The 22,802-nt window shown below is 69.7% G+C and carries 22 protein-coding genes; 13 read left to right on the forward strand and 9 right to left on the reverse strand.

The genetic code is table 11. The annotated features are described in order from the left end of the window. Positions 1–5: 5 nt before the first annotated feature. On the reverse strand, positions 6–1,397 hold the full coding sequence (locus U5K29_11145; GenBank protein ID MDZ7679095.1) for a TldD/PmbA family protein: 1,392 nt from the start codon (positions 1,395–1,397) through the stop codon (positions 6–8). An 85-nt stretch (positions 1,398–1,482) separates the two neighbouring features. Between U5K29_11145 and U5K29_11150 the strand changes: the two genes are divergently transcribed. Then, the gene (locus U5K29_11150) at positions 1,483–1,860 is read left to right on the forward strand and encodes a hotdog domain-containing protein (protein MDZ7679096.1); all 378 of its coding nucleotides are present in this window, start codon (positions 1,483–1,485) and stop codon (positions 1,858–1,860) included. 16 nt (positions 1,861–1,876) lie between these two features. Here U5K29_11150 and yaaA read toward each other — a convergent pair whose 3' ends face one another. From yaaA to sigK, 3 genes are read right to left on the reverse strand one after another with little or no spacing between them, the layout of a single operon-like run. Further along, the gene (gene yaaA / locus U5K29_11155) at positions 1,877–2,623 is read right to left on the reverse strand and encodes a peroxide stress protein YaaA (protein MDZ7679097.1); all 747 of its coding nucleotides are present in this window, start codon (positions 2,621–2,623) and stop codon (positions 1,877–1,879) included. Positions 2,624–2,676: 53 nt separating this feature from the next. Next, positions 2,677–3,375 carry an anti-sigma factor gene (locus U5K29_11160; protein MDZ7679098.1) on the reverse strand — a complete coding sequence of 233 codons (699 nt, stop codon included), beginning with the start codon at positions 3,373–3,375 and terminating at the stop codon, positions 2,677–2,679. Further along, on the reverse strand, positions 3,372–3,974 hold the full coding sequence (gene sigK / locus U5K29_11165) for an ECF RNA polymerase sigma factor SigK (protein MDZ7679099.1): 603 nt from the start codon (positions 3,972–3,974) through the stop codon (positions 3,372–3,374). Before sigK ends, U5K29_11160 begins: the two co-directional genes overlap by 4 nt. 167 nt (positions 3,975–4,141) lie before the next feature. On the opposite strand from sigK, the gene U5K29_11170 reads away from it, so the two are divergent. The 5 genes from U5K29_11170 to U5K29_11190 all read left to right on the forward strand — a co-directional run bounded on the left by U5K29_11170 (position 4,142) and on the right by U5K29_11190 (position 8,878). Beyond that, a complete protein-coding gene (locus U5K29_11170) occupies positions 4,142–4,903 on the forward strand; it encodes a hypothetical protein (GenBank protein ID MDZ7679100.1) in 762 nt (253 codons plus the stop codon). Between the two features lie 111 nt (positions 4,904–5,014). Beyond that, positions 5,015–5,407, forward strand: a complete 393-nt coding sequence (locus tag U5K29_11175) for a cupredoxin domain-containing protein (protein ID MDZ7679101.1) — start codon at positions 5,015–5,017, stop codon at positions 5,405–5,407. Positions 5,408–5,505: 98 nt separating this feature from the next. After that, the gene (locus tag U5K29_11180; protein MDZ7679102.1) at positions 5,506–6,093 is read left to right on the forward strand and encodes a DUF1353 domain-containing protein; all 588 of its coding nucleotides are present in this window, start codon (positions 5,506–5,508) and stop codon (positions 6,091–6,093) included. A gap of 230 nt (positions 6,094–6,323) precedes the next feature. Next, entirely contained in the window at positions 6,324–7,259 is a 936-nt protein-coding gene (locus U5K29_11185) for an ABC transporter ATP-binding protein (GenBank protein ID MDZ7679103.1), read from the forward strand. Next, the gene (locus tag U5K29_11190; GenBank protein MDZ7679104.1) at positions 7,256–8,878 is read left to right on the forward strand and encodes a hypothetical protein; all 1,623 of its coding nucleotides are present in this window, start codon (positions 7,256–7,258) and stop codon (positions 8,876–8,878) included. The genes U5K29_11185 and U5K29_11190 overlap by 4 nt, the downstream gene beginning before the upstream one ends. Before the next feature lie 15 nt (positions 8,879–8,893). Here the strand turns inward: U5K29_11190 and cofH are convergent, their stop codons facing one another. From cofH to U5K29_11205, 3 genes are read right to left on the reverse strand one after another with little or no spacing between them, the layout of a single operon-like run. Beyond that, positions 8,894–11,245, reverse strand: coding sequence for a 5-amino-6-(D-ribitylamino)uracil--L-tyrosine 4-hydroxyphenyl transferase CofH (gene cofH, locus U5K29_11195; GenBank protein ID MDZ7679105.1), 2,352 nt, complete (start codon positions 11,243–11,245; stop codon positions 8,894–8,896). Continuing rightward, positions 11,242–11,700, reverse strand: a complete 459-nt coding sequence (locus U5K29_11200) for a winged helix-turn-helix transcriptional regulator (GenBank protein MDZ7679106.1) — start codon at positions 11,698–11,700, stop codon at positions 11,242–11,244. Before U5K29_11200 ends, cofH begins: the two co-directional genes overlap by 4 nt. A gap of 58 nt (positions 11,701–11,758) precedes the next feature. Continuing rightward, positions 11,759–12,670, reverse strand: a complete 912-nt coding sequence (locus U5K29_11205) for a hypothetical protein (protein ID MDZ7679107.1) — start codon at positions 12,668–12,670, stop codon at positions 11,759–11,761. 366 nt (positions 12,671–13,036) lie between these two features. Here U5K29_11205 and U5K29_11210 point away from each other — a divergent pair, with 366 nt between their 5' ends. The 5 genes from U5K29_11210 (at position 13,037) to U5K29_11230 (ending at position 18,573) form a co-directional block, all read left to right on the forward strand. Then, on the forward strand, positions 13,037–13,996 hold the full coding sequence (locus U5K29_11210) for a lysylphosphatidylglycerol synthase transmembrane domain-containing protein (protein MDZ7679108.1): 960 nt from the start codon (positions 13,037–13,039) through the stop codon (positions 13,994–13,996). Then, positions 13,993–14,925: a phosphatase PAP2 family protein gene (locus tag U5K29_11215; GenBank protein MDZ7679109.1), complete on the forward strand. Its 933-nt coding sequence runs from the start codon at positions 13,993–13,995 to the stop codon at positions 14,923–14,925. The genes U5K29_11210 and U5K29_11215 overlap by 4 nt, the downstream gene beginning before the upstream one ends. A gap of 70 nt (positions 14,926–14,995) precedes the next feature. Then, positions 14,996–16,885 (forward strand): 1-deoxy-D-xylulose-5-phosphate synthase, encoded by a 1,890-nt coding sequence (gene dxs, locus U5K29_11220; protein MDZ7679110.1) that lies wholly within the window; start codon positions 14,996–14,998, stop codon positions 16,883–16,885. A 45-nt stretch (positions 16,886–16,930) separates the two neighbouring features. Next, positions 16,931–17,836, forward strand: a complete 906-nt coding sequence (locus tag U5K29_11225; protein MDZ7679111.1) for an ABC transporter ATP-binding protein — start codon at positions 16,931–16,933, stop codon at positions 17,834–17,836. After that, on the forward strand, positions 17,833–18,573 hold the full coding sequence (locus tag U5K29_11230; GenBank protein ID MDZ7679112.1) for an ABC transporter permease: 741 nt from the start codon (positions 17,833–17,835) through the stop codon (positions 18,571–18,573). Before U5K29_11225 ends, U5K29_11230 begins: the two co-directional genes overlap by 4 nt. A 6-nt stretch (positions 18,574–18,579) precedes the next feature. On the opposite strand, the gene U5K29_11235 is transcribed toward U5K29_11230, so the two are convergent. Beyond that, the gene (locus U5K29_11235; protein MDZ7679113.1) at positions 18,580–19,245 is read right to left on the reverse strand and encodes a NifU family protein; all 666 of its coding nucleotides are present in this window, start codon (positions 19,243–19,245) and stop codon (positions 18,580–18,582) included. Positions 19,246–19,375: 130 nt separating this feature from the next. Between U5K29_11235 and U5K29_11240 the strand changes: the two genes are divergently transcribed. Then, complete coding sequence (locus U5K29_11240) at positions 19,376–20,203, forward strand: enoyl-CoA hydratase-related protein (protein MDZ7679114.1); 828 nt, start codon at positions 19,376–19,378, stop codon at positions 20,201–20,203. 55 nt (positions 20,204–20,258) lie between these two features. Beyond that, on the forward strand, positions 20,259–21,686 hold the full coding sequence (locus U5K29_11245) for an MBOAT family protein (GenBank protein MDZ7679115.1): 1,428 nt from the start codon (positions 20,259–20,261) through the stop codon (positions 21,684–21,686). A gap of 23 nt (positions 21,687–21,709) precedes the next feature. Here U5K29_11245 and U5K29_11250 read toward each other — a convergent pair whose 3' ends face one another. After that, entirely contained in the window at positions 21,710–22,780 is a 1,071-nt protein-coding gene (locus U5K29_11250) for a DUF459 domain-containing protein (GenBank protein MDZ7679116.1), read from the reverse strand. Positions 22,781–22,802 lie beyond the last annotated feature (22 nt).

Below are 22,802 nucleotides of genomic sequence, written 5' to 3' on the forward strand. Positions count from 1 at the left end.
ACCGCCTACGCCGCGGTGCCGCCGACGGTGAGGCTGGTGACCCGCAGCGTGGGGGTACCGTCACCGACGGGGACTCCCTGGCCATCCTTGCCGCAGGTGCCGGGATGGCCCATCTCGAAGTCGTTGCCCAACATGTCGATGCGGGTGAGCACCTCGGGGCCGTTGCCGATCAGGTTGCCGTCGCGGATGGGTGAGGTGACCTTGCCGTCCTCGATGAGATAGGCCTCGGTCATGCCGAACACGAAGTCGCCGGTTGCGGTGTTGACCTGTCCTCCACCGAGTTGGGCGACGAACACGCCGTGGTCGGTGGCGGCGATGATCTCGGCCGGGTCGTCGCTGCCGTTGCCCATGTAGGTGTTGGTCATCCGCACCATCGGCAGGTGCTGGTAGCTCTGGCGCCGGCCGTTCCCCGAGCTGGGACGACCCTCCTTGCGGGCCCGCAGATGGTCCCACATGTAGTCGGTGAGCACGCCGTCCTGGATCAACACGTTGCGCTGGGCAGGCCTGCCCTCGTCGTCGATCGAGTAGGCGCCCCACTCCTCGGCCATCGTGCCGTCGTCGACCAGGGTCACCAGCGGGCTGGCCACCTGCTCGCCCTTGCGGCCGGCGAAGACCGATGCCTTCTTGGCCACCAGGTCGGCTTCGAGCCCGTGGCCGCAGGCCTCGTGGAACAGCACCCCACCGCCGCCCTTGCCGATGACCACCGGCATGGATCCGCTGGGCGCGGGCACCGCCTGGAGCTTGGTGATGGCCCGACGCGCCGCGGTGCGGGCGAGGTCCTCGATGTCGTAGATGTCGAACAGCTCGAACCCGACGGTGCGGCCGATCGACTCCCGTCCGGTCTGCATGCCCGTGTCGCCGTTGGCGACACACGAGATGGAGAAGAGCGTGCGGACCTGGTCGTCGTCGGCCAGGAGCCCGTCGCTGTTGGCGACCAGGATGCGGCGCCGGTTATCGCCGTAGCGGACCATGACCTGGCTGATCTCGGACCCCTGGGCCCGAGCCGCCTCGTCGGCGCGGCCCAACAGCTCGACCTTGGTGGCCTTGGCCACGTCCTCGGGCAGGGTGCGCACCGCGTTGGGTCGCGGGGCGCTCTGGCGAGTGAGGTCGACCACCCGGGTGCCGCCCGACCCGCCCTTCGCGGCTGCGGCCGCCGCTTCGGCGGCCTGGCGCAGACCGGCCTCGGTGAGGTCGGCGGTGTGGGCGAAACCGGTCGTGTCACCAACGACGACGCGGATCCCTGCGCCACGGTCGCGACCGGAGCTGAGATCCTCGACCCGACCGTCGTCGAGCACCGCACCGGTGGAACGCCGGTCCTCGACGAACACCTCGGCAAACTCACCACCGGTGCGCATCGCGGTGCCGATCGTGGCTTGGATGACGTCCTCGTCGATCACAGGTCTCCCCAGGGGTCGGGTGCGTGGGTGGGGTTCCGACCTGCTGGGCTGGCCTGACCCCCGATGGGTCCCTAGGGTACCGAGGATGCCTCCACGTCAGGGCTCGTCGGCCACGGTCGAGCACACCGTGTCCGATCCCGACACCGCGATCGCCATGCTGTCCGGCTCGGTGCCGGTCCTCGCCACCCCTCGGCTGGTCGCGCTGTTCGAGGAAGCCGCCATGGCCGCCATCGACGGTCAGCTCGCCCCCACCGAGACCTCGGTCGGGATGCGGGTCCAGATCGACCACCTCGCGCCCACCGAGGTGGGAGGGGAGGTCACCGCCGACGCGACCCTCGACAAGGTGGAGGGTCGCCGGTTGGTGTTCACGGTGTCGGCCAGGGACGCCCGAGGCCTGATCGGCGCGGGGAAGATCACCCGGGTCATCGTCGACGTCGACCGGTTCCTCGACAAGCTGGTCTGATCGCTCGCGACCGACCTCACGGGGCGACGATCTCGATCCGGTCATCGGCCACGGAACGAGCCGACCACCCTTCCCAGGCCAGGTCACCGAGCGCACCCAGGCCCTCGGTGAGCACGGTCCGGGCAGCGATGCCCTTCACCGCCTTGGCGGCGTGGCCCACCGCCCGTGTGCCGGTCCGGGACACGAACCGCACCCGAACCACCGTGGCGGTCGCTGCCACCTCGTCGAGGTCGAGGGCCCGCTGATGCTCGGTGGGGAGCATCTCCACCACCGGTCGACCACCGACCAGATCGATCACCGCCTCGGTGAGCTCGGACCGCCACCATCGGTCGAGGCGGCCGAGTCCGGGCACCGACACGGTGAACGTCAGGCGATGGTCGGGCGTCGGGTCGGCACCGGTCACCGCTCCGAGCAGCGCCGAGGGGACGATGAGCCGCTCGAGACAGGTGTCGTCCAAGGTCGACGGGGCGAGGTGATCCCAGACCACGCCGGTGAAGCGCGCCGCGCCGGGCATGACCGGGGCTCTGCCCGCGACCAGACGCTCGACCGACCCGATCGCTCGGTCCAGCAACGGTCCCTCGGCACCGAAGAGCATGGAGGCCAGGTCGGGGTCATCGCCGAGCACGGCACCGAGGGCGTCGAGCACCTCGCGGCGTTGCGCCGCCAACCCAGCGAACGACCCCGTCCTCGGCCGGAAGCGTCCTCGCCCACCCTCGGCCTTGCCCTGCGAAGGAGGGAGCAGCACGAAGGGGGTGTCGGTCATCTCGCCACCATTGCAGGCGCAGCTCCCGGTGGCTTCACGGGCGCTCGGGCGGATCAGCCCTGGAACAGGATGTCGCCGGTTGGTTGCGGTGAGCCACCCGCTGGTTCGATCGTGACGCCCCAACCGGCATCCGGCTCTGCTGGCAACGCCAGTTGTCGCTGGATCTCGCCCCCGCTGGCGGGCTCGAACACCCCGGCGGACCGGGGGCCCTCGGCCGAGAGCACCCACAGCTCATACACCCGATCGTCGCCGGGCCGAGGCAGATCGGTACCGACCAGCACCGATGCCTGCGAGCTCGGGGACCACACGACGCGCAGCGTGCCCGGCGACCCGGTGCTCTCGAGCGGGACCACCTCGGCATCGGATGCAGCGAGAACGCTCAGCATCTCTTCCGCCTGGTTCCGCTCGACGATGGCGTTGCGGGCGACGACCCCCGCACCGAGGGCGACGAGGACGAACGCCGCGGCAACCAGTGCGGGAAGCAGCCGCGGCGGGCGGCGGGGTTGGGTCCCTCCGGCGCGCGGTGGCTCTTGCGGGGTGGCCGACACCTGGGCCAGCACCTCGTCGCGCAGTCGGTCGGGTGGCGCCTCGGCGGTCGCCTCGGCGAGGTGGCGGGCGGTGTCGCCGAACTCACCCACATCAGCGGCGCAGTCGGCGCACTCACGAAGGTGAGCCTCGAAGCGCTCGCGCTCGGCGGGCTCGAGCGCGTCGAGTGCGTAGGCGGCAGCAAGGTGGTGGAGGTCGTCGTTCACGGGGTCGTCCCCAGGATGTCTCGCAGGCGGATCAGGCCGTCGCGGATACGGGTCTTGACCGTACCTTCGGGCATGTCGAGCAGGGCGGCGACCTGCCGGTAGGTGTGCCCGCCGTAGTAGGCGAGCTCGATCGTCTGGCGCTGAACGGGGGTGAGGTGGTCGAGCGCACGACGTACCCGGTCGCGCTCGAAGTGGTCCTCGACCTCGTCGGCGACCCCGTCGGTGTCGGTCGGTTCGAGCCGTCCGACGCGATCGTCACGGGCCCGGCCCGACTCCTCGGAACGGACCCGGTCGACGGCACGGTGGTGAGCGATAGTCGACACCCAGGACCGGGCGGAGCCCTTCGAGCGCTCATAGCGCGGGGCTCGGCGCCAGACGTCGATGAACACCTCCTGGGCGATCTCCTCGGCCAGGGCCCGGTTGCGGACGACCCGGTTGACGATTCCGAACACCAGGCCGGCAAGCTCGTCGTAGAGGCCGGCGAAGGCCTCTTGGTCGCCCCCGGCGACCCGGGCGAGAAGGATCGAGGCGGGATCGGACGACCCGGAGGCAGCGATGGGCGCGTCGGGGACCGACCGGAGATGGCGGAAGGGGTTCACATCCTCGGAGAGCCTACGGGCCCCGAGCTCGGTTGCTTGGCTCTGCCTTTCGAAGCCCATGTGCATGCTTCGGGGCAGCGGGGCCCGCGGATTGGTCTCGAATCTGACCAATCCGCCCTGGGGTGGCGCTCCGAAGCTGCGTTGAGACCCACCCGAAAGGACCAATCATGAACACCCCCCACTCCACCTCCACGACCCGCCGCCGAGGCACCCGAGTCGCTGCGGCGGTGACCGCCCTTGCGTTGCTGACCGCTGCGTGCGGGAACGACGACGACACGGCGACCCCCGACCCGGTCGGGACCTCCCCCACCACCGAGATGGAGGAGATGGACGAGACCGACCAGACCGACCAGACCGACCAGACGGCGACCGCTGGCGTCGACACCCCCGCCGCCGACCTGCGTGCTGGCTTGACGGCTCTGTTGCAGGAGCACGTCTACCTGGCCGGCATCGCCATCAACCAGGCCGTCGCCGACGGCGGCGACCTCGAGGCCCCCGCCACCGTTGCTGCGGTGGAGACCCTCGACACCAACTCCGTCGCCCTCGCCGACGCCATCGCATCGGTCTACGGCGACGACGCCGGCGACCAGTTCCTCTCGCTGTGGCGCGACCACATCGCCATGTTCGTCGACTACACCCTCGGTGGAGCCACCGGCGACGCCGACATGCAAGCCGCCGCCCTCACCGAGCTCGAAGACTACGCCTCCGAGTTCGGATCGTTCATCGAGTCCGCCACCGGTGGAGAACTCCCCGGCAGCGCCGTGGAGAGCGAGCTCGCCACCCACGTCGAGTCCCTCACCGCCGCGATCGACTCCGTCCTCGCCGGTGACCCCGACGTGTTCGCCAACCTGCGCACCGCAGCCGGCCACATGCCAATGACCGCCCTCGCGCTCTCCGGCGCCATCGCCACCCAGCAGGGCCTGAGCTGACCGATCTCCGGTCCAACCTGACCGACCCGGTCGACCCGTCAACCATTCCCGAGGGGGGTGTCCCAGTGCGCAGGGACACCCCCCTCGTGTCGTCCCAAGGAGACACTCCCCATGACCCCCACCTCCCACCTCCGCCGCCACGTCGGCACGGCCTTCGTCGCTCTCTTGCTCGTGGCCGGATTCGCATCCTGCTCCGACGACTCCACCGAGGAGCGCGCTGAGTCTGCGAGCACCGAGACGGTCACCATCGAGACCTTCATCTTCTCGCCCGATCCGGTCACCGTGCCGGTGGGTACCACTGTGGTCTTCGAGAACCTCGACTCGACGACCCACACCGTCACCGCCGGAACCCGCGAGAGCCCCGACACCGACCTGTTCAACGCCGAGCTGGGTCCCGACGAGACGACCGAGTGGGCCTTCGACGAACCCGGCGCCTACGACTACTTCTGCCGGCTCCACAGCGGCCCGGGCATGACCGGCCAGGTGATCGTCACCGAGGGGTGAGTCCCCTACCGCCCGATGGGCCGACCAGCATTCAGTTGCGCGGATCGGTGGACTGGTGGATCCTGACCAGCACGATGGCGAACCAGGGGGTGGGGGCAATGGCACGTTTCACCAAAGACGTGAAGGTGGTGAACCATCTGGATGGGTCGATCCACGAATGGGAGCTGTGCGAACCGTTCTCCTACCGGATCGTCAACGAGTACGACTCCGAGGTGGCGAACGTGCCGCCGGGCTTCACGACCGACTTCGCGTCGATACCCCGACCGCTGTGGTGGTGGGTGGCGCCATGGGGGCGCCACGGTCGGGCGGCGATCATCCACGACTTCCTCTACCAGCGCGGTGCCATCACCGACGTCGCTCGACAGTCGATGTGGCGCCCGAGCCGCCTCGAATCCGACCGGATCTTCCGCGAGGCGATGGCCGTACTCGACCGGGTCCTGCTCGGACGGAGCCGGTGGGGTCGGCTCCCCAGACCGTTCCTGACGTTGCGGTTGTTCGTCGCCGCCATCCGCCGCTGGCTCATGTGGCTGGCGGTCGTGGTGTTCGGGCACTGGGCCTACGACCGCAAGCAGGCCGAGGGCACGTCCCCCGAACTCGAGCACCGCATGCTCGTCTCGATCGCCGAGGCCATGGAGTCCGGCGAGATCGACCTCACCGAGGAGCCTGCTCACCAGACTTCTGGATGAGCCGATGAGTGAGGCGAAAGGTCTGGTAGCTGACAGTCTCGTCTCCGGCGAGTCCTCGCTCGGCGACATCCAAGGTCTGGCTGGGGCAAACACCCCTCCGGGATCCGCCTCGGCAGCGAGCGGAATCCGCTCGAGGATCCGGAGCGAGGCAGCGGCGACCATGCGCAACCGATCGCGCCGAGCCGGTGCATGGCTAGCGTGGCGCTCACCGCCCACCTGATCGGAGCGCCATGCCCGAGGCCATCGCCGCCAACGACCTGGTCAAGACCTTCGGCCCGACCCGTGCCCTCGACGGACTCGACCTCGAGGTCGCCGAAGGTGAGGTGCACGGATTCCTCGGCCCCAACGGCGCCGGCAAGACCACCGCCATCCGGGTGCTGCTCGGCCTGCTCCGCCACGACTCGGGCGACGTCTCGGTGCTGGGACGCGATCCCTGGCACGATGCCGTCGAGCTCCATCGCCGGCTGGCGTACGTACCTGGCGACGTCAACCTCTGGGCGAACCTGTCGGGCGGCGAGGTCATCGACCTGTTGGGAGATCTCCGGGGTGGGCTCGACCCGCGCCGGCGGGCCGACCTGATCGAGCGGTTCCGGCTCGATCCGACCAAGCGGTGCCGCACCTACTCCAAGGGCAACCGCCAGAAGGTGGCGATCGTCGCCGCGTTCTCCTCCGACGTGGAGCTGCTGCTGCTCGACGAACCCACCAGCGGCCTCGATCCGGTCATGTCGACCATCTTCGAACAGGTCGTGCTCGAGGCCGCCGAGGAGGGCAAGACCGCGCTTCTCTCCAGCCACATCCTCAGCGAGGCCGAGACGCTGTGCGACCGGATCAGCATCATCCGCGAGGGTCGCATCGTCGAGTCGGGGGCGCTCGACCAGCTCCGTCACCTCACCCGCACCTCGGTGACCGCCACGACCCGCCAACCGGTCGAGGGACTCGACACGCTCGACGGCGTGCACGGCCTGGAGGTCGAGGACGGCCACGTGCACTTCCACATCGACTCCGACCGGATCGAACCAGCGCTGGAACGGGTGATGGCAGCGGGGGTGGTGTCGCTCACGAGCACTCCTCCCACCCTCGCCGAGCTGTTCCTCCGCCACTACGGCGACCAGCTCGCCGACAACGACGTCGCCACCGACGACACCGGCGACCACGCTCTCCGATGAGCTCACTGACCGGCACTCCACGGCTGGTGCGCCTCGGAATCCGCCGCGACCGCATCAACCTGGTGGTCTGGATCGTCGGCCTCGGCGCTCTGTCGTTCTTCACCGTGAGCGCGGTGGCCGGGGTAGCCCCCACCGAGGCTGACCGACTCGTCACCGCCACCTTCACCGCCGGCAACCGCCTGGCCCGCGCCTTCGACGGCCCCGCGTCGGGCACGCACCTGGGCGCCATGACCATGACCGAGATGTTCGGGGTCCTCGCGGTCCTCGGCGGCCTGATGAGCATCCTCATCATCACCCGCCTGACCCGCCAGGACGAGGAGACGGGACGGGCCGAGCTGCTGGGCTCGGCCATCGTCGGCCGTCGAGCCCGGCTGACCGCGGCGCTGGTGGTCGCCCTGTTGGCAAACGTTGTGCTGGCCACGGTCACCACCGCCGCCCTGCTCGCCCAGGACCTGCCGCTGGAGGGCTCGGTCGCCGCCGGCGCCGCCGTGGGCGCGGCAGGTGTGTCCTTCGCTGCGATCGCCGCGGTCACCTCCCAACTGGTCGACTCCCAACGGGCCGCCACCGGGTTGGCCAGCACCGCGCTGGGTGGCGCCTTCCTCGTGCGTGCCGTCGGCGACGCCGCGGGCACCGTCGATGGTGAGACCTTCGTGGTGAGCGCCTGGCCCTCGTGGTTGTCGCCCATCGGGTGGGGTCAGCAGGTGCGCGCCTTCAGCCAGGACCAGTGGGACGTCTTTTTGATCTTCGGCGGGTTCATCGCCGTCCTGGTCGGGGTCGCCTATCTGATCGGCGACCGTCGCGACCTGGGTGCCGGGGTGGTCGACGTGCGACCCGGCCCGGCCACTGCCGGTGGTCGCCTCTCCAACCCCCTGAAGCTGGTGTGGCGACTCCAGTGGGCGACGCTCGCCGCGTGGACCATCGGGATCCTGATCCTCGCCGTCGCCTGGGCCTCCCTCGGCGACGGCGCCGACGAGCTGGTCGGCCTCAGCGAGGAGTTCGAGGCGATGTTTCGGTCCATGGTCGGTGAGGGCGGGATGGTCGACGCCTACATCGCCTTCGTCATGAGCTTCACCGCCGTGGCGATCGGAGCCGCGATGGTCCAGGCGTTGCTGCGCACCCGTGCCGAGGAGTCCACCGGCCGCATCGAAGCGGTGCTGGCCGGCTCGGTCGGTCGACGGCGCTGGATCGGAGCCACCGTCTTGGTGGCCGGGGGCTCCATCCTCGCGATCCTGGTGCTGACCGGGGTGTCGTCGGCGCTGGTGTTCGGGGTGATGATCGACGACGTGGGCGAGGGGTTCTCCAGCTTCGGTGGCGCCACCGCTGTGCAGTTGCCGGCGCTCGTGGCGTTGGGCGGAGCGGTCCTGGCGGTGATCGGCCTCGTCCCCCGCTGGTCGGCCGGGCTGGCGTGGGGGCTGCTGGCTGCGACCTTCGTGATGGGCCAGCTCGGCGCCGTCCTCGAGCTGCCCCAGATGGTGATGAACCTGTCGCCGTTCACCCACGTGCCGTCGTTCCCGGCCGAGGGCATCGCCGTGCTCCCCCTGGTCGTCCTCACCGGGGTCGGCGCTGGGCTCGGTGCACTCGGGGTCGAAGCGTTCCGCCGGCGAGACCTGCAGCTCTGAGCGGTTCGGGCTCGGTCAGGCCCCGACGAGGGGAACGGCCGGAGCCTCGCCGTAGAGGGTGGTGCGGAGCCGGAGCGGGCGGCCGAGGGGCTCGACGATGGCGGCGAAGTCGTCGGCTTCGAGACCCTGGCCGTGCTCGGCGCCCGCAGCCCGGGAGATGTTCTCGTCCATGAGGGTGCCACCGAGGTCGTTGCACCCCGCCCGCAGGAGCTGACGCACACCGCCGACGCCGATCTTCACCCAGCTTGCCTGGATGTTGTCGATCAGGCCTCGATAGGCGATGCGGGCCACGGCGTGCACGAGCAGCACCTCGCGGAACGTGGGCCCGCGTCGGGCCTTGCGCTGCAGGTAGATGGGTGAGGCCATGTGCACAAATGGCAGTCCGACGAACTCGGTGAACCCACCGGTCTCGGCCTGGAGGGCGCGGGTCACGAGCATGTGGCGCACCCAGCTCTCGGGCGACTCGACCGCCCCGAACATCATGGTCACGTTGGACCGCAGGCCGACCTCGTGGGCGGTGCGGTGGGCGAACAGCCACTCCTCGGTGTTGATCTTGTCGGGACAGAGCAGCCCGCGCACCGGGTCGTCGAGGATCTCGGCCGCGGTGCCGGGTAGGGTGTGCAACCCGGCGTCCATGAGTCGCCGCAGGTAGTCGGCGAGGGGTTCGCCGAGACGTTTGGCGCCCTCGGTGACCTCGAGCGCAGTGAAGCCGTGGACATGGATCCCGGGCACCGCCTCGGTGACGGCCCTGGTGACGTCGATGTAGTAGTCGCCGTCGAAGTCGGGATGGATGCCGCCCTGGAGGCACACCTCGGTGGCCCCCAGCTCGGCGGCCTCACGCACCCGCTCGGCGATGTCGTCGAGGGTGAGCAGGTACGGGGTGCCGCGCAGGTTGAGCGACAGCGGACCCTTGGAGAACCCGCAGAACCGACACTTGAAGGTGCACACGTTGGTGTAGTTGATGTTGCGGTTGTGGACGTAGGTGACCGAGTCGCCGACCGCCTCGGCTCGCAGCTCGTCGGCGACCTCGGCGACCGCCGCCACCTCGCTGCCCCGGGCCCTGAACAAGGTGAGCAGCTCGTCGAACCCTGGCTGCTGGCCGGCCCGGACGCCGTCGAGGACCTCGGCGACGGGGCCGGCGAGCATCGGCGTCGCCGGAACCAGAGCCGGCGCCTCGACCGCAGCACCGGAGTACCAGGCGGTGCTCTGGTTGGCGACGTCGACGTCGGCACCGGATCCAGCGTGCAACCGGTCGCGGGTCCGTTCCGGCAGGTGCGAGCCGGGGTCGTCACGCCCGAGCCACTCGGCGTCGGACCGGTCGAGGACGGCGAAGTGCAGCTCGGGGTCGAGCCAGCGGTCGGGCTCGGCGGCCCACTCGGGGTGTACGGCCAGCCGCGGCGCGAGCACGCGCCCGGTCGCCTCGGTGGCCTCGCGCAGACGGTCGAGCTCGGGCCAGGGCCGTTCGGGGTTGACGTGGTCGGCGGTGACCGGCGAGACCCCGCCCCAGTCGTCGATGCCCGCATCGATCAATCGGCCGAGGTCGGTAGCCAGGTTGGGGGGTGCCTGTACGTGCACCTCGGGCGGGAGGATCATCCGGGCGAGGGCGACCGCCCGCAGGTGCTGTTCCTCGGGGCAGGGCTCGTGCCGCCACATGGCCGTACCCGCCTTGGGCAGGAAGTTCTGGACGATGACCTCCTGCACGTGGCCGTGTCGACGATGCGACTCGGCGATGGCCTCGAGGGCGGTGACGCGATCGGCCTCGTCGTCGCCGATGCCGACGAGGATGCCGGTGGTGAAGGGGATGGACAGCTCGCCGGCAGCGTCGAGGGTGGCGAGGCGCCGGGCGGGCTCCTTGTCGGGTGAGCCCCGGTGAGCGTCGAGATCGCCGCGGAGCGACTCGATCATCATCCCCTGCGAGGGACTGACCTTGCGCAGTGCCGCCAGCTCCTCGGGGAACAGCGCTCCGGCGTTGGCGTGGGGCAACAGGCCCGTGACCTCGAGCACCACCTGGCACATGTCGGCCAGGTAGTGGACGGTCGACTCGTAGCCGTTGGCGTCGAGCCACTCGGCCGCGACGGCGAACCGCAGCTCGGGCCGCTCGCCGAGGGTGAACAGCGCCTCGTGACAGCCCGCCTGGGCCCCGGCGCGGGCGATGGCGAGCACCTGATCGCGGGTGAGATAGGGGGAGTCGACCCGGGCCGGCGGCTGAGCGAAGGTGCAGTAGCCGCACTGATCGCGACACAACATGGTGAGGGGGATGAACACCTTGGGCGAGAAGGTGGTGCGGTTGCCGAACCGGTCGTCGCGGACGGCACTGGCCGCGCCCATGAGGTCAGCGGTGGGCAGGGTGGTGAGGTCGGTGGTCACGAGTCTCCTGTAGCGACGAGCGAGCCCGGTCCGGGCCGGCTGCGGATGTGGCCGGGCGCCACCGCCTCCTCGCAGCGGGGGCACCGGGGTTGACGTTCGATGGGCGTGCCACAGCGGTCGTGCACCAGCTCGACGGGCGCGCCCGCGTCGGCGTACCAGTGGTCGCCCCAGGCCATGAGCGACACCAGCGCCGGCGACAGGTCGGCGCCCTTGCGGGTGAGCCGGTACTCACAGCGCACGGGCCGCTGCTGGTAGGGAACCTTCTCGACCACGCCGTGGCCGACGAGGCGGTTGAGCCGATCGGTGAGCAGGTTGCGGGCGATGCCGAGGTCGGCCTGGAGCTCGCTGAAGCGCCGCACCCCCCGGAACAGGTCGCGAAGGATGAGCAGGGTCCACCGGTCACCGACCACGTCGAGGGTGGCGGCGATGGAGCACGGTGTCTCGGTCGGTCCCACGCCGCGTGACCCTACGCCGGGTCAGTTTCAAAATGCAACTGACCACGGCGACACGCGACTACCCGGGCGGGCGGATGGCGTCGAGGTCGATCACCGACACCTGATCCGGCGGTGGTGGCTCGATCCGCACCGGGGTGTCGAGATCGAACCAGTCGACCTCGTAGCGCATCACGGGAAGGGCGGCGTCGAGCGCCTGGGGGCCCTCGACGCGCTCGGCGAGATCGAACACCGCCTCGCGGTCGAGCTCGATGACGACCCGACGAGCCACGCCGTCGTCGCCGATCCACGCGTCGAACCTGACGATGCGGTCGAGCAGTCCCGGCGGGAGAGAGTCGGCCATCTGGTCGAGTGCTCCACCGGCACCGTCGGCGGAGAGCTCGGAGAAGCCCTCGGGGTCGATCCAGCCCGAGTACCGCCGGGTGGGTTCACCGTCCAACGGTGGTGCCTCGGTGACCGTCACCTCGTCGCCCACGGACTCGAGGACCTGGAGGAACCGGTCGGGACGAGCGAGCCCGAGCGTGCGACTCGCCTGGGCGGCATCGACCGGGTACAGGACCCACTCACGGTCGGCGGTGCCCACGTAGAGGTACACCGTGCCGTCGACGATCCGAACGATGAGCTCGTCGCCCAGGCCCTCGGACGCGATCGGGCCGGCCTCGGCGGGGAGCTGCGCACGAAGCGAGGCCAGATCGACCACCGTCTCGCTGGCGCCCGCATCGTGGTCGAACACCCCCTCGACCGTCGTGGAGGCAACCATCGCTCCTTCGCGGCCGAGCGAGACCTGCAAGCCGAAGCGGCCGCTCGAGACCCGTTGGGCCCGGTCGGCGGCGGCCACCACCTCGTCTCGAGGACCGACACCGGGGGCACTCGCCTCCCTCACACCCAGGGACCGACCGGGATCGGATCCCTCGCCGGGGCCCACCGCCGCGCAGGCGCCGAGCCCGACAGCGAGACACACCACCAGTGCCATCGCGGCAGGCGACCACCCCCGCGATGCGAGCACTGCACGACCGACGCCATCCATGACGCCCTCCTCACCGGCCGCGATGCGGCCACCCGAGGGGCGCCGACGCGCCCCGTCCACCACGGTGGTCGGCGCATCGCCGACGATCGGGGCACGGCATCCGCCGGTGCGATAGTGCCATGTTGGTCGGCCCCAGCCCCGCCCGCAACCATCGTGGCGGCGACCACGGCAGGATCCGCACCCAGATCCCGCGCGATGGCGGTCCCACGGGACGGTTTCGGTCATAGACTGCCAGGAGGTCTGACGGGCGGGCACGTGGCCGGTTCGGGGAGCGGCATGGAAGCGACGAGCACACAATTCAGGCGCCGAGCGGTGCTGCTCGTCCGCGTCCTGGTGAGCGTCGGCTTCCTGGCGGTGCTGTTCACCCAGGTCGACGACGTCGACCCCGGCTCGCTGACCCCCACGTGGTCGTTCAGCACCATCATGTGGCTCGCCGGGGCCGCCGCGTTCACCTTCATCGGCATCGGCCTCTCCACCATGCGCTGGCAGCAGGTCCTCACCGCCATGGGGATCCACACCCGGTGGCGCCACCTGTTCTCCCACTACCTCGCCGGCCAGTTCATCTCCAACGTGTTGCCCACCACCATCGGAGGCGACGTGGTGCGGGTGTCGCGCCTGTCCCAGGAAAGTGGCCACAGCCCCAGCACCTTCGCCTCGGTGGTGCTCGAACGCCTCAGCGGCTGGCTGGTGCTTCCGCTCATCACCTTCGCCGGTCTCCTGGCGAACCCCGGCCTGCGTCAGCTGGGAGCCGCCACCGCCCTGGCCGCCGCCGTCGCGGCCGCGACCCTCACCGCCCTGGTGCTCGTCGTGGTCCTCGTCGCCGACGTGCGCCTGGGCGGGCGATTCGCACGCCGCGAGGGCTGGTCCCGCTTCGCCGGAGCGGTCCACGAAGGCATGACCCACTTGCGCAAGCAGCCCCTCGCCGCCACCTCGGTCCTCGCTGCCGGCGTCCTCTACCAGCTGGTGATGGTGGTCGCCGCGCTGATGGCGAGCCAGGCCCTCGGCATCAGCGCGCTCGGGCTCACCGCGATGCTCACGTTCCTCCCGGCCGTCCTCGTCATCCAGGTCCTGCCCGTCGGCATCTCGGGCTTGGGTCTGCGCGAGGCCGCCTTCGTGATCTTTCTCGGTCCCCTCGGCGTCCCCACCGAGCAGGCGATCGCGCTCGGGCTCTGCCTCTATCTGCTCAACGTGGTCACCAGCCTCCCCGGCGCTCCGGCGTTCGCCATCGGACCTCGCCGGCACAATCCTGCCGCCAGCGGAGCCTTGGCATGAGCCGCACCGAGGATCCTGGGCTCCCCGCCGACCACCAGTCGGTGAACGCCCCCGACTCGGCGGCGCCCGATGACAACTCGGCAACCCTGGCGCTGGCCGCACAGGAGGTCCACGCCAAGCGGCTGCGCTGGTGGCGTGAGGTCATCTACGTCACCACCTTCTTCCTCATCTACTCATGGACCAGGAACCAGTTCGGCTCGGCGTCGCTCGACAGCCGGCGGGCCTATGAACACGCCAAGCTCATCATCGACATCGAGGCGTTCGTCGGCCTCTACCACGAAGCCACGATCCAGAGCTGGTTCCTCGGCCACACCTGGTTCATCCAGTTCTGGAACGTGTTCTACGGCACCTTCCACTTCGCGGTCACCATCGGCGTGTTCATCTGGCTGTTCGCTCGCCGGCGCTCCTACTACGCGGCCTGGCGCAACACCCTCGCCTTCACCACCGCCCTGGCCCTCATCGGCTTCAGCCTCTTCCCCCTCATGCCTCCACGCCTGCTCTGCGACGACTGCGACTGGGGCGCCGGCCAGGCCGATCCCGCCTTCGACCCCGATGACTACCCCTTCGTCGACACGCTCGACCAGCACGGGGGGCTGTGGTCGTTCAACCAAGGGAACATGTCGCGGGTCTCCAACCAGTACGCGGCCATGCCCAGCCTGCACTTCGCGTGGTCGTCCTGGTGCGCGTTGGCGATCTGGTCGCTGGCCCGGCACCGCTGGGCCCGGGTCCTCGCTGCGCTCTACCCCCCGGCGACGCTGTTCGCGGTGGTCGTCACCGCCAACCACTTCTGGCTCGACGCGGTGGGCGGGGCGCTCGTGCTCGGGGTCGGCTGGCTGCTCGGCACCCGCGTCGCCGCGTGGAACGACCGCCGCATCGCTCGCGAGCTCGTGGTGCCCCAGCCTCGTGACCGGTCCCTGAACTCCGCCTGAACCACGCCTGAACCCCACGGCACCACCCGGTGACGTGGTGCGTCGTATCGTGCAGCGGTACGGTTTGGCTGTGGCTAGCACCGCCGACCCACCAACCGAACCGCCACCGAGACTGCTCGATCACATCGAATCGCCCGCCGATCTCACCCCGCTGACCCATGCCGACCTCGAAGGGCTCGCCGCCGAGATCCGTGAGTTCATCGTCGACGCGGTGAACAGCACCGGAAGCGGACACCTCGGTTCGAACCTGGGGGCGGTCGAGCTCACGCTGGCCCTGCACCGGGTGTTCGACTCGCCCAAGGACATCGTGCTGTTCGACACCGGCCACCAGGCCTATGTCCACAAGGTGCTCACCGGGCGCCGCGACCAGTTCGGCGGACTCCGCCAGGCAGGCGGCCTCTCCGGCTATCCGAGCCGCGACGAGTCCCCCCACGACTGGATCGAGAACAGCCACGCCTCCACGGTCATCAGCTACGCCCACGGGCTGGCCACGGCGCAGCAGTACGAGGGCGGCGACGGTCGCCGGGTCATCGCCGTGATCGGCGACGGTTCGATGACCGGGGGCATGGCCTACGAAGGGCTCAACAACCTGGGCCACAGCGGCCGCGATGCCATCATCGTGCTCAACGACAACGGGCGCTCCTACGCCCCGACGGTGTCCCGACTCGGCGAGTCGCTCAACCGACTGCGAGCCAACCCGTTCTATGTGCGCGAGACCACCCGCATGGAGCGGTTCCTCTGTCGCATCCCCCTGATCGGGAGGCTGCTGCGTCGCGGGTTCAACGCGACCCGCACCGCCGCCCGCGAGTTCTGGACCGAACCGACCACGTTCTTCGAGCAGCTCGGATTGCAGTACTACGGCCCGTTCGACGGCCACGACATCGCCGAGCTCGAGCGGGCGTTCCGCTACGCCGCTGAACTGAGCGGCCCCCAGATCGTCCACGTCATCACCCAGAAGGGCCGGGGCTACCCGCCCGCCGAGAACGACCACGTCAAGAACCTGCACGACATCGGAGGCGTCAAGCCGGGCAGCTACACCGCGGCCTTCGCCGAAGCCATCATCAAAGCCGGCGAGGAGCACCCCAACCTGGTGGCGCTCACCGCGGCGATGCCGGACTCCACCGGGTTGCTCCCCTTCGACGAGCGGTTCCCCGGCCGAATGATCGATGTCGGCATCGCCGAGCAACACGCGGTGACCTCGGCATCGGGCATGGCCATGGGTGGGCTGATCCCTGTCGTCGCGCTCTACTCGACCTTCCTCAGCCGTGCCTTCGACCAGGTGAACCTCGATGTCGCCCTCCACGGCCAGAAGGTCATCTTCTGCATCGACCGGGCCGGCATCACCGGCGACGACGGACCATCCCACCACGGCGTGCTCGACATGGTCCTGCTCTCCAAGGTCCCCGGAATGACCCTGCTCGCACCCTCGTCCTACCAGGAGCTGCAGGCGATGCTCCACGACGCCATCGCCATCGCCGAGGGACCGGTCGCCATCCGCTGGCCCAAGACCGCGGCCCGCAACGTCACCGCCGACGAGGTGGGTGTCGGGTTCCGGGCACGGCAGTGGCGGCGCGGCTCCGACGTGTGCCTCATCGGCGTCGGCAAGATGCTGCAGACGGCGCTGGATGCCGCCGATGCCCTCGCCGACGAGGGCATCGAGGCCACGGTGTGGGACCCGCGAGCCGTCACCCCCCTCGACCCCCAGATGGTCGCGGACGCCGCTGCCCATCCCTTGGTCGTCACCATCGAGGACGGCTACCGCGACGGCGGTGCAGGTTCGCTCATCTCCGACGCGGTCGACACGACCGCCGACGCGGCCGGATCCCTCGTCCCACCGGTGATGGTGCTCGGCGTGCCCACACGGTTCCTTCCCCACGGCAAGCCCGATGCCATCCTCGCCGAACTGGGACTCGACGCCCAAGGTGTGGCCGAACGGGTTCGTCGCCGCCTGTCGAACTGAGCCAGGCACCGCTCGCTCCCCGACCCGGCGCCTAGGGTCGTGGCGATGTCGGTGATCGAGGTGGACGGCCTGACCAAGCGCTACGGAGACATCATCGCGGTCGACCACGTGTCGCTTCGCGTCGAGCAGGGCGAGATCTTCGGCATCCTCGGACCGAACGGAGCGGGCAAGACCACCACCGTCGAATGCCTCCAGGGGCTACGCCGCTACGACAGCGGGCAGGTCCGCGTGCTCGGCCTCGATCCCATGGCCCGTCCTCGTGAGCTGCTCCGCCGCATCGGTTCACAGCTCCAGGAGTCAGCACTGCCCGATCGCATGCGGGTCTGGGAAGCGCTCGATCTCTTCGCGTCGGTCAGCTCCGCCGGCCCCGACTGGCGCGAGCTGCTGACCACCTGGGGACTGTCCGAGCAGTCCCGGCAGAGCTTCGCGTCACTCTCCGGCGGCCAGCGCCAACGCCTCCTCGTGGCGCTGGCGCTGGTGAATGATCCCGAGGTCGTGTTCCTCGACGAGCTCACCCAGGGACTCGACCCGAGCGCCCGGCGGGTGGCGTGGGAACTGATCCGACAGGTGCGCGACCGGGGAGCCACCGTGGTGCTCGTGACCCACCACATGGACGAGGTCGAGCACCTCTGTGATCGGGTGGCGATCATCGACCACGGGCGGGTGATCGCCGACGGGTCCCCGCACCAGCTGGTCGCCGAGGCGGCCCGGACCGTCACCGTGAGGTTCACCACCGATGCCGACGTGGGCTGGCTGGCCGACGGGCAGCACGTGTCCGGGGTGATCAGACACGGTCGGTCGGTGGAGGTCACCGGTTCGGGACCGGTGCTTGCCATCGTGGCGTCGCTTCTCGTCGAACGGGGCCTCGTTCCCGACGACCTGCGGGCCCAGCACCCCTCGCTCGAAGACGTCTACCTCGAGCTCACCGGCGATCCGGGCAGCGGCGCATGACCCGTCTCTTCGTCAAGCTCGTGTGGGTCGAGGCCAAACTGCTGGCTCGCGAACCGATTCTGCTCGTGTTCACCTTCGTGTTCCCGATCGTGGTCATGGTGGTGCTGTTCGGGGTGTTCGGATCACAGCCGACCGCCGAGTTCCGGTTCGCCCGCCCGATCGACTACTACCAGGCGAGCTACCTGGCGGTGGTGATCGCCGCCCTCGGACTCGTCGCGCTTCCCGTCCACGTCGCCACCTATCGCGAGCAGGGGGTGCTCCGACGGTTCCGCGCCTCGTCGGTCCCGGCCAGTGGTGTGCTCGGTGCCCAGCTGGTGGTCACCCTGGGCCTGGCCGCCGTGGGTGGGCTCACCCTGGTCGTCGTCGGCGCCGTGGTCTATGACGCGAACGCACCCGCCTCGACCCTGGGGGCGGTGGCCGGGTTCGCGCTCGGCGCGCTGAGCTTCCTCGCCCTCGGGTTCCTCATCGGCAGCCTGGCCCGCACCGCACGAGCGGCCCAAGCCATCGGCATGCTGGCCTTCTTCCCGATGTGGCTGCTGTCGGGGGCCGGTCCACCTCCCGATGTACTCTCCGACGGCATGCGCCAGGCCAGCGACCTCCTGCCGCTCACCTACGCCGTGCTGGCCATCCAGGACCCATGGCTCGGCCATCCGACATCGACATCGGCGGTCGTGGTGCTCGCCGCGATGCTGGTGATCGCGAGTGCCGGGGCGGTGCGCGTCACCCGCAACGTGTAGCCGGGATCAGCTGTAGTAGGGGTTCTCGCCGGCGTCGTGGTCGGTGACGTCGATGATCTCGGTGACCTCGGGGATGGCGGCCTTGATCTGGGCCTCGATGCCCTGGCGCAGGGTCATGGCGCTGACCGCGCACCCCTGACAGCCGCCCCCCATCGAGAGGTAGACCTTGGTGTCCTCGACGCCGGTGAGGCTGGCGAACCCCCCGTGGGCCGCCAACATGGGGTTGACCGACTGCTCGAGGAGCTGGGTCACCTTCTCGGCGATGTCGCCGTGGAGGTCGAGCTCGACACCGGCCAGCGGATCGGGGCGGTTGGGGTTGCGGATGACCAGACCACCTTGGCCGGCGTTGGCCGGAAGGTCGAGGGTGGCGCCCGCCAGCTTGTCGACGCTGTCGGCGGGCACGATCACGGTGAGTCCACCGTCGGTGACGACCGAATCACCCTCGGCCGCGTCGGCGATGGGCTCGAAGGCCAGGTCATAGGCGTACTCGACGCCGCTGGCCCCCACGACCTCGATGCGCAGTCCCAGCGTGTCGGGATCTTCCTCGGCGCCACGGATCTCGAGCACCTTGTCGCGGGCCTCGTCGGTGACGAGGATCACCGAGTCGGCGGTGCGCTCCTCGGTTCCGGCCTCGGCCTCGGTGGCGGATGCGGTGGAAGTCTCTGATGCCATGGGTCGAATTCTAACGGCCCAGCTCGGTTTTTCGCCCCGCGCGGTCCTCGACGCTCCACCGAGGGGCCGGTAGCGGTGCCGTACGATGCGCGGGGCCCGTGTTCGACGGCCCCGATCGGAGGAGCCCACCGTGACCGACCAACCCGACGCCACCGAGGACGACCCGGTCCTCTACGCGGTGAGCGATCACGTCGCCACCATCACCCTCAACCGACCCGACCGGATGAACGCCATCTCGGTGCCGATGCTGCAGCACCTGGCCACCCGGCTGGCCCAGGCCGACCTCGACGACGAGGTCAGGGTGGTGATCATCACCGGTGCGGGTCGCGCCTTCTGCGCCGGACTCGACATCAAAGACGCCATGGCCGGCACCGGGATCGGCAGCTCCAGTAGCGGAGCGGGCGGGGGCGGGCTTCGGCACCAGACCACCCGCGACCTGCCGACCATCGAGCTGTTCGAGATGGACACACCGGTCATCGGCGCCATCAACGGGGCTGCCGCCGGCTACGGCCTCGATCTCGCGCTCGGGTGCGACATCAGGCTCGTCGCCGAGGATGCCAAGATCATCACCGGCTTCGCCAAGCGGGGCGTGGTCCCCGAGAGCGGCGGCACCTGGTACCTGCCACGGTTGCTCGGTTGGGCCAAGGCCGCCGAGATCGGGTTTCTGGGTCGCGATCTCACCGGGGTCGAAGCAGCCGAGATGGGCCTCGTGAACCGGGCGATCCCAGGCGACCAGGTGATGGCCACAGCACACGAGTGGGCCGGCGCCATCGCGGCCAACGCGCCATTGGCGGTCCAGGCCATGAAGCGCCTGTTCCGCCACGGCCTCACCGAGGACTTCCAGAGTCACAGCCACCACGTGCTGCTGCAGACCATGCTGTTGTTCCAGAGCGACGACTTCACCGAGGGCATCACCAGCTTCGCCGAGGGTCGCCCCCCGAGGTTCTCCGGCCGCTGAACCTCATCGTCGTGCCGCTCCCCCGACACCTCGCCCTCTCCCCCACCTTCGGCTGATGCTGTTCCCCACCGTCGCCTTCGCGGTCTTCTTCGTGGTCGTCTTCACCGCCAACTGGGTGCTGCGACCCCACGAACGGCCGTGGCGGCTGTTCATGTTCGGCGCCAGCCTCTACTTCTACGCCTACTGGGACGTCCGCTTCGTCGCACTCATCGTCTTCTCGATCGTCGCCAACTGGTTGTTCGGCCGGGCAACGGCCGCCTCGCTCGCCCCCGACGACTCCAAGACCGGTCCGAGCCGGGCCCTGGTCGTCATGGCGGTGGCGGTCAACCTGGGGGTGCTGGGCTTCTTCAAGTACTACGGCTTCTTCGTCGAGTCGCTGCTGGCGCTCGGCGACCGGTTCGGTGTCGACCTCTCACCGCCGCTGCTCGACGTGATCCTCCCCGTCGGCATCTCGTTCTTCACCTTCCAGGCGATGAGCTATGTGATCGACATCGGACGGGGCCAGATCCAGACCATGCCCCTGCTCGACTTCGCGGTGTACCTGAGCTTCTTCCCCCAGCTCGTCGCGGGACCGATCGTGCGGGCCTCGGAGTTCGCCCCTCAGCTGGCCGAACGGCCCGATCCGCGACACGTGCGCATGCCCGAGGCGTTCCGGCTGATCTTTCGTGGCCTGTTCAAGAAGATGGTGATCTCGAGCTTCCTCGCTACGAACATCGTCGACCCGGTGTTCGCCAACCCCGGGCAGTTCAGCGCGCTCGAGAACCTGTTCGCCGTCTACGGCTACGCCATCCAGATCTATGCCGACTTCAGCGGCTACACCGACATCGCCATCGGGTGCGCGCTGTTGCTGGGGTTCCGGTTCCCGCAGAACTTCGACAAGCCCTACCGGGCCCTGTCGATCCAGGAGTTCTGGCGCCGCTGGCACATGACCCTGTCGCGCTGGCTGCGGGACTACCTCTACATCCCCCTCGGCGGCAACCGCGGGACGCCGGCGTTCGTGCATCGCAACCTGTTCCTCACCATGCTGCTCGGCGGCCTGTGGCACGGAGCAGCCTGGACCTTCGTGGCCTGGGGTGCGCTCCACGGTGCCTACCTGATCGTGGAGCGGGTGGTGAAGCAGCAGTGGACGCCCCGCGGGTACCCGTTGCCGGTGGTGCGGGCCGGGCAGTGGCTGCTCACCTTCCACCTCGTGTGCTTCGCCTGGGTCTTCTTCCGGGCCGAGACCTTCACCCAGGCCACCGAACTGCTGGGCCGGATCGCCTCCGCCGGTGGCACCGGACCGATGCTGACCCTGCTCGTCGCGGCCACCATCCTGGCCAGCCTGGCCATGCAGTTCGTTCCCGACGAGCTGGCCGTGCGGGCCGAACGGCTCGCGGCGGCGACCCCGCTGGCGGTCTACGCGGTGGCCCTCGCCGTGGGGTTCACGGTGATGGACGCGTTGGGACCCGAGGGCGTCGCCCCGTTCATCTACTTCCAGTTCTGAACCTCGGCGAGGCTCAGCTCAACTCAGCTCAGGCCGGCGTCGGCCTCGACGAGGTCGAGCACGCGGCGCGCCAGCAGATCGCCACCGGCTCGGGACAGGTGGATCCCGTCGCCCTGGCGTAGGTCCTGCACCTGTCCGTCGACGCCCGGGAGGAAGGCCTCGTACTGGCCCGCGTCGTCGGCGAAGAGCGAGTAGGAGTCGACATAGCGCACCCACGGTCGGGTGTCGGCTTCCTCGCGGTAGATGGCGTTGAGCCCGGCCATGCGCTCGGAGAACCCAGCAGAACGCATGATGGGTTGCCCGACCCAGTACACGATCCGCTCGCCATCGGGGTCACGGAGCAGATCCATCGTCCCTGCCACCCGACGCTGGTACTCCTCGATCCAGCCCTCGGTCAGGACACCGAACACCTGGCCGTCGTCGGTCTCGAGCCCTTGGGCGTCGTTGGCGCCGAACATGATGACGACCGCCTCGGGGTCCAGCCGCTCCAGCTCGGCGGCGAGGTGGGCGGGCCAGTTGAAGTAGTCGGGCCGGGTGAGGCCGGTGGAGATCCGGTAGTCGAGCTCGCTGGTGATGAGGTCGGTCTCGCCGACGAAGCCGACGAGCGACTGTCCGAAGACCTGTGACATCGAGTCACCACCGACCCAGAGCCGCAACGGGTCCTCGGCTGTCGGGGTGCGCAGTTCGGGTTCGGGAGGGGGCGGCGGCTCGGTGGTGGTCGTGGACGACGTGGTCGGCGCGGGTTGGTCCGGGGGAGCGGTGGTGGTCGGGGTGGCGGACTCACCGGCATCTGTGGTGGGGGGTGGGAACTCGAAGTCGGCGTCAGCGCGGGTGTCGGCTCGTCCGGTCATCGAGTCGATCCAGTCACGAGGCCGGTTCAGGGACAGGGCGTGGCTGAGGTCCTGCAGCGGGTGCCACACCATCAGCGACAGGTCGCGCGGCCAGCCGAACGGCTTGCGTTCTGCCTGGGCGACGAGGCTGTCGGCGTTGAGGAGCGCACCCAGGATGAGCGCGATCAGCCCGACGACGAGCACCCGCCCCGCGGGAGTGGTCGCGCCCGAGGGAGGAGGGGGATCGTTGACCTCGGTGGACACTGCGGCGATGGTACCGGTGCTG

Source organism: Acidimicrobiales bacterium (assembly GCA_034521975.1).
In the GTDB taxonomy this organism is placed as follows: Bacteria; Actinomycetota; Acidimicrobiia; order Acidimicrobiales; family SKKL01; genus SKKL01.

Bases quoted from the DNA above. Each gene is read 5' to 3' on its own strand.
- U5K29_11225 (MDZ7679111.1), top strand. From the start codon at position 16,931: ATGTCGGTGATCGAGGTGGACGGCCTGACCAAGCGCTACGGAGACATC.
- U5K29_11215 (MDZ7679109.1), top strand. From the start codon at position 13,993: ATGAGCCGCACCGAGGATCCTGGGCTCCCCGCCGACCACCAGTCGGTG.
- U5K29_11230 (MDZ7679112.1), top strand. From the start codon at position 17,833: ATGACCCGTCTCTTCGTCAAGCTCGTGTGGGTCGAGGCCAAACTGCTG.
- yaaA (MDZ7679097.1), bottom strand. From the start codon at position 2,623: ATGACCGACACCCCCTTCGTGCTGCTCCCTCCTTCGCAGGGCAAGGCC.
- U5K29_11150 (MDZ7679096.1), top strand. From the start codon at position 1,483: ATGCCTCCACGTCAGGGCTCGTCGGCCACGGTCGAGCACACCGTGTCC.
- U5K29_11205 (MDZ7679107.1), bottom strand. From the start codon at position 12,670: ATGGCACTGGTGGTGTGTCTCGCTGTCGGGCTCGGCGCCTGCGCGGCG.
- U5K29_11180 (MDZ7679102.1), top strand. From the start codon at position 5,506: ATGGCACGTTTCACCAAAGACGTGAAGGTGGTGAACCATCTGGATGGG.
- U5K29_11245 (MDZ7679115.1), top strand. From the start codon at position 20,259: ATGCTGTTCCCCACCGTCGCCTTCGCGGTCTTCTTCGTGGTCGTCTTC.
- U5K29_11190 (MDZ7679104.1), top strand. From the start codon at position 7,256: ATGAGCTCACTGACCGGCACTCCACGGCTGGTGCGCCTCGGAATCCGC.
- U5K29_11175 (MDZ7679101.1), top strand. From the start codon at position 5,015: ATGACCCCCACCTCCCACCTCCGCCGCCACGTCGGCACGGCCTTCGTC.
- U5K29_11235 (MDZ7679113.1), bottom strand. From the start codon at position 19,245: ATGGCATCAGAGACTTCCACCGCATCCGCCACCGAGGCCGAGGCCGGA.
- U5K29_11185 (MDZ7679103.1), top strand. From the start codon at position 6,324: ATGCCCGAGGCCATCGCCGCCAACGACCTGGTCAAGACCTTCGGCCCG.
- U5K29_11170 (MDZ7679100.1), top strand. From the start codon at position 4,142: ATGAACACCCCCCACTCCACCTCCACGACCCGCCGCCGAGGCACCCGA.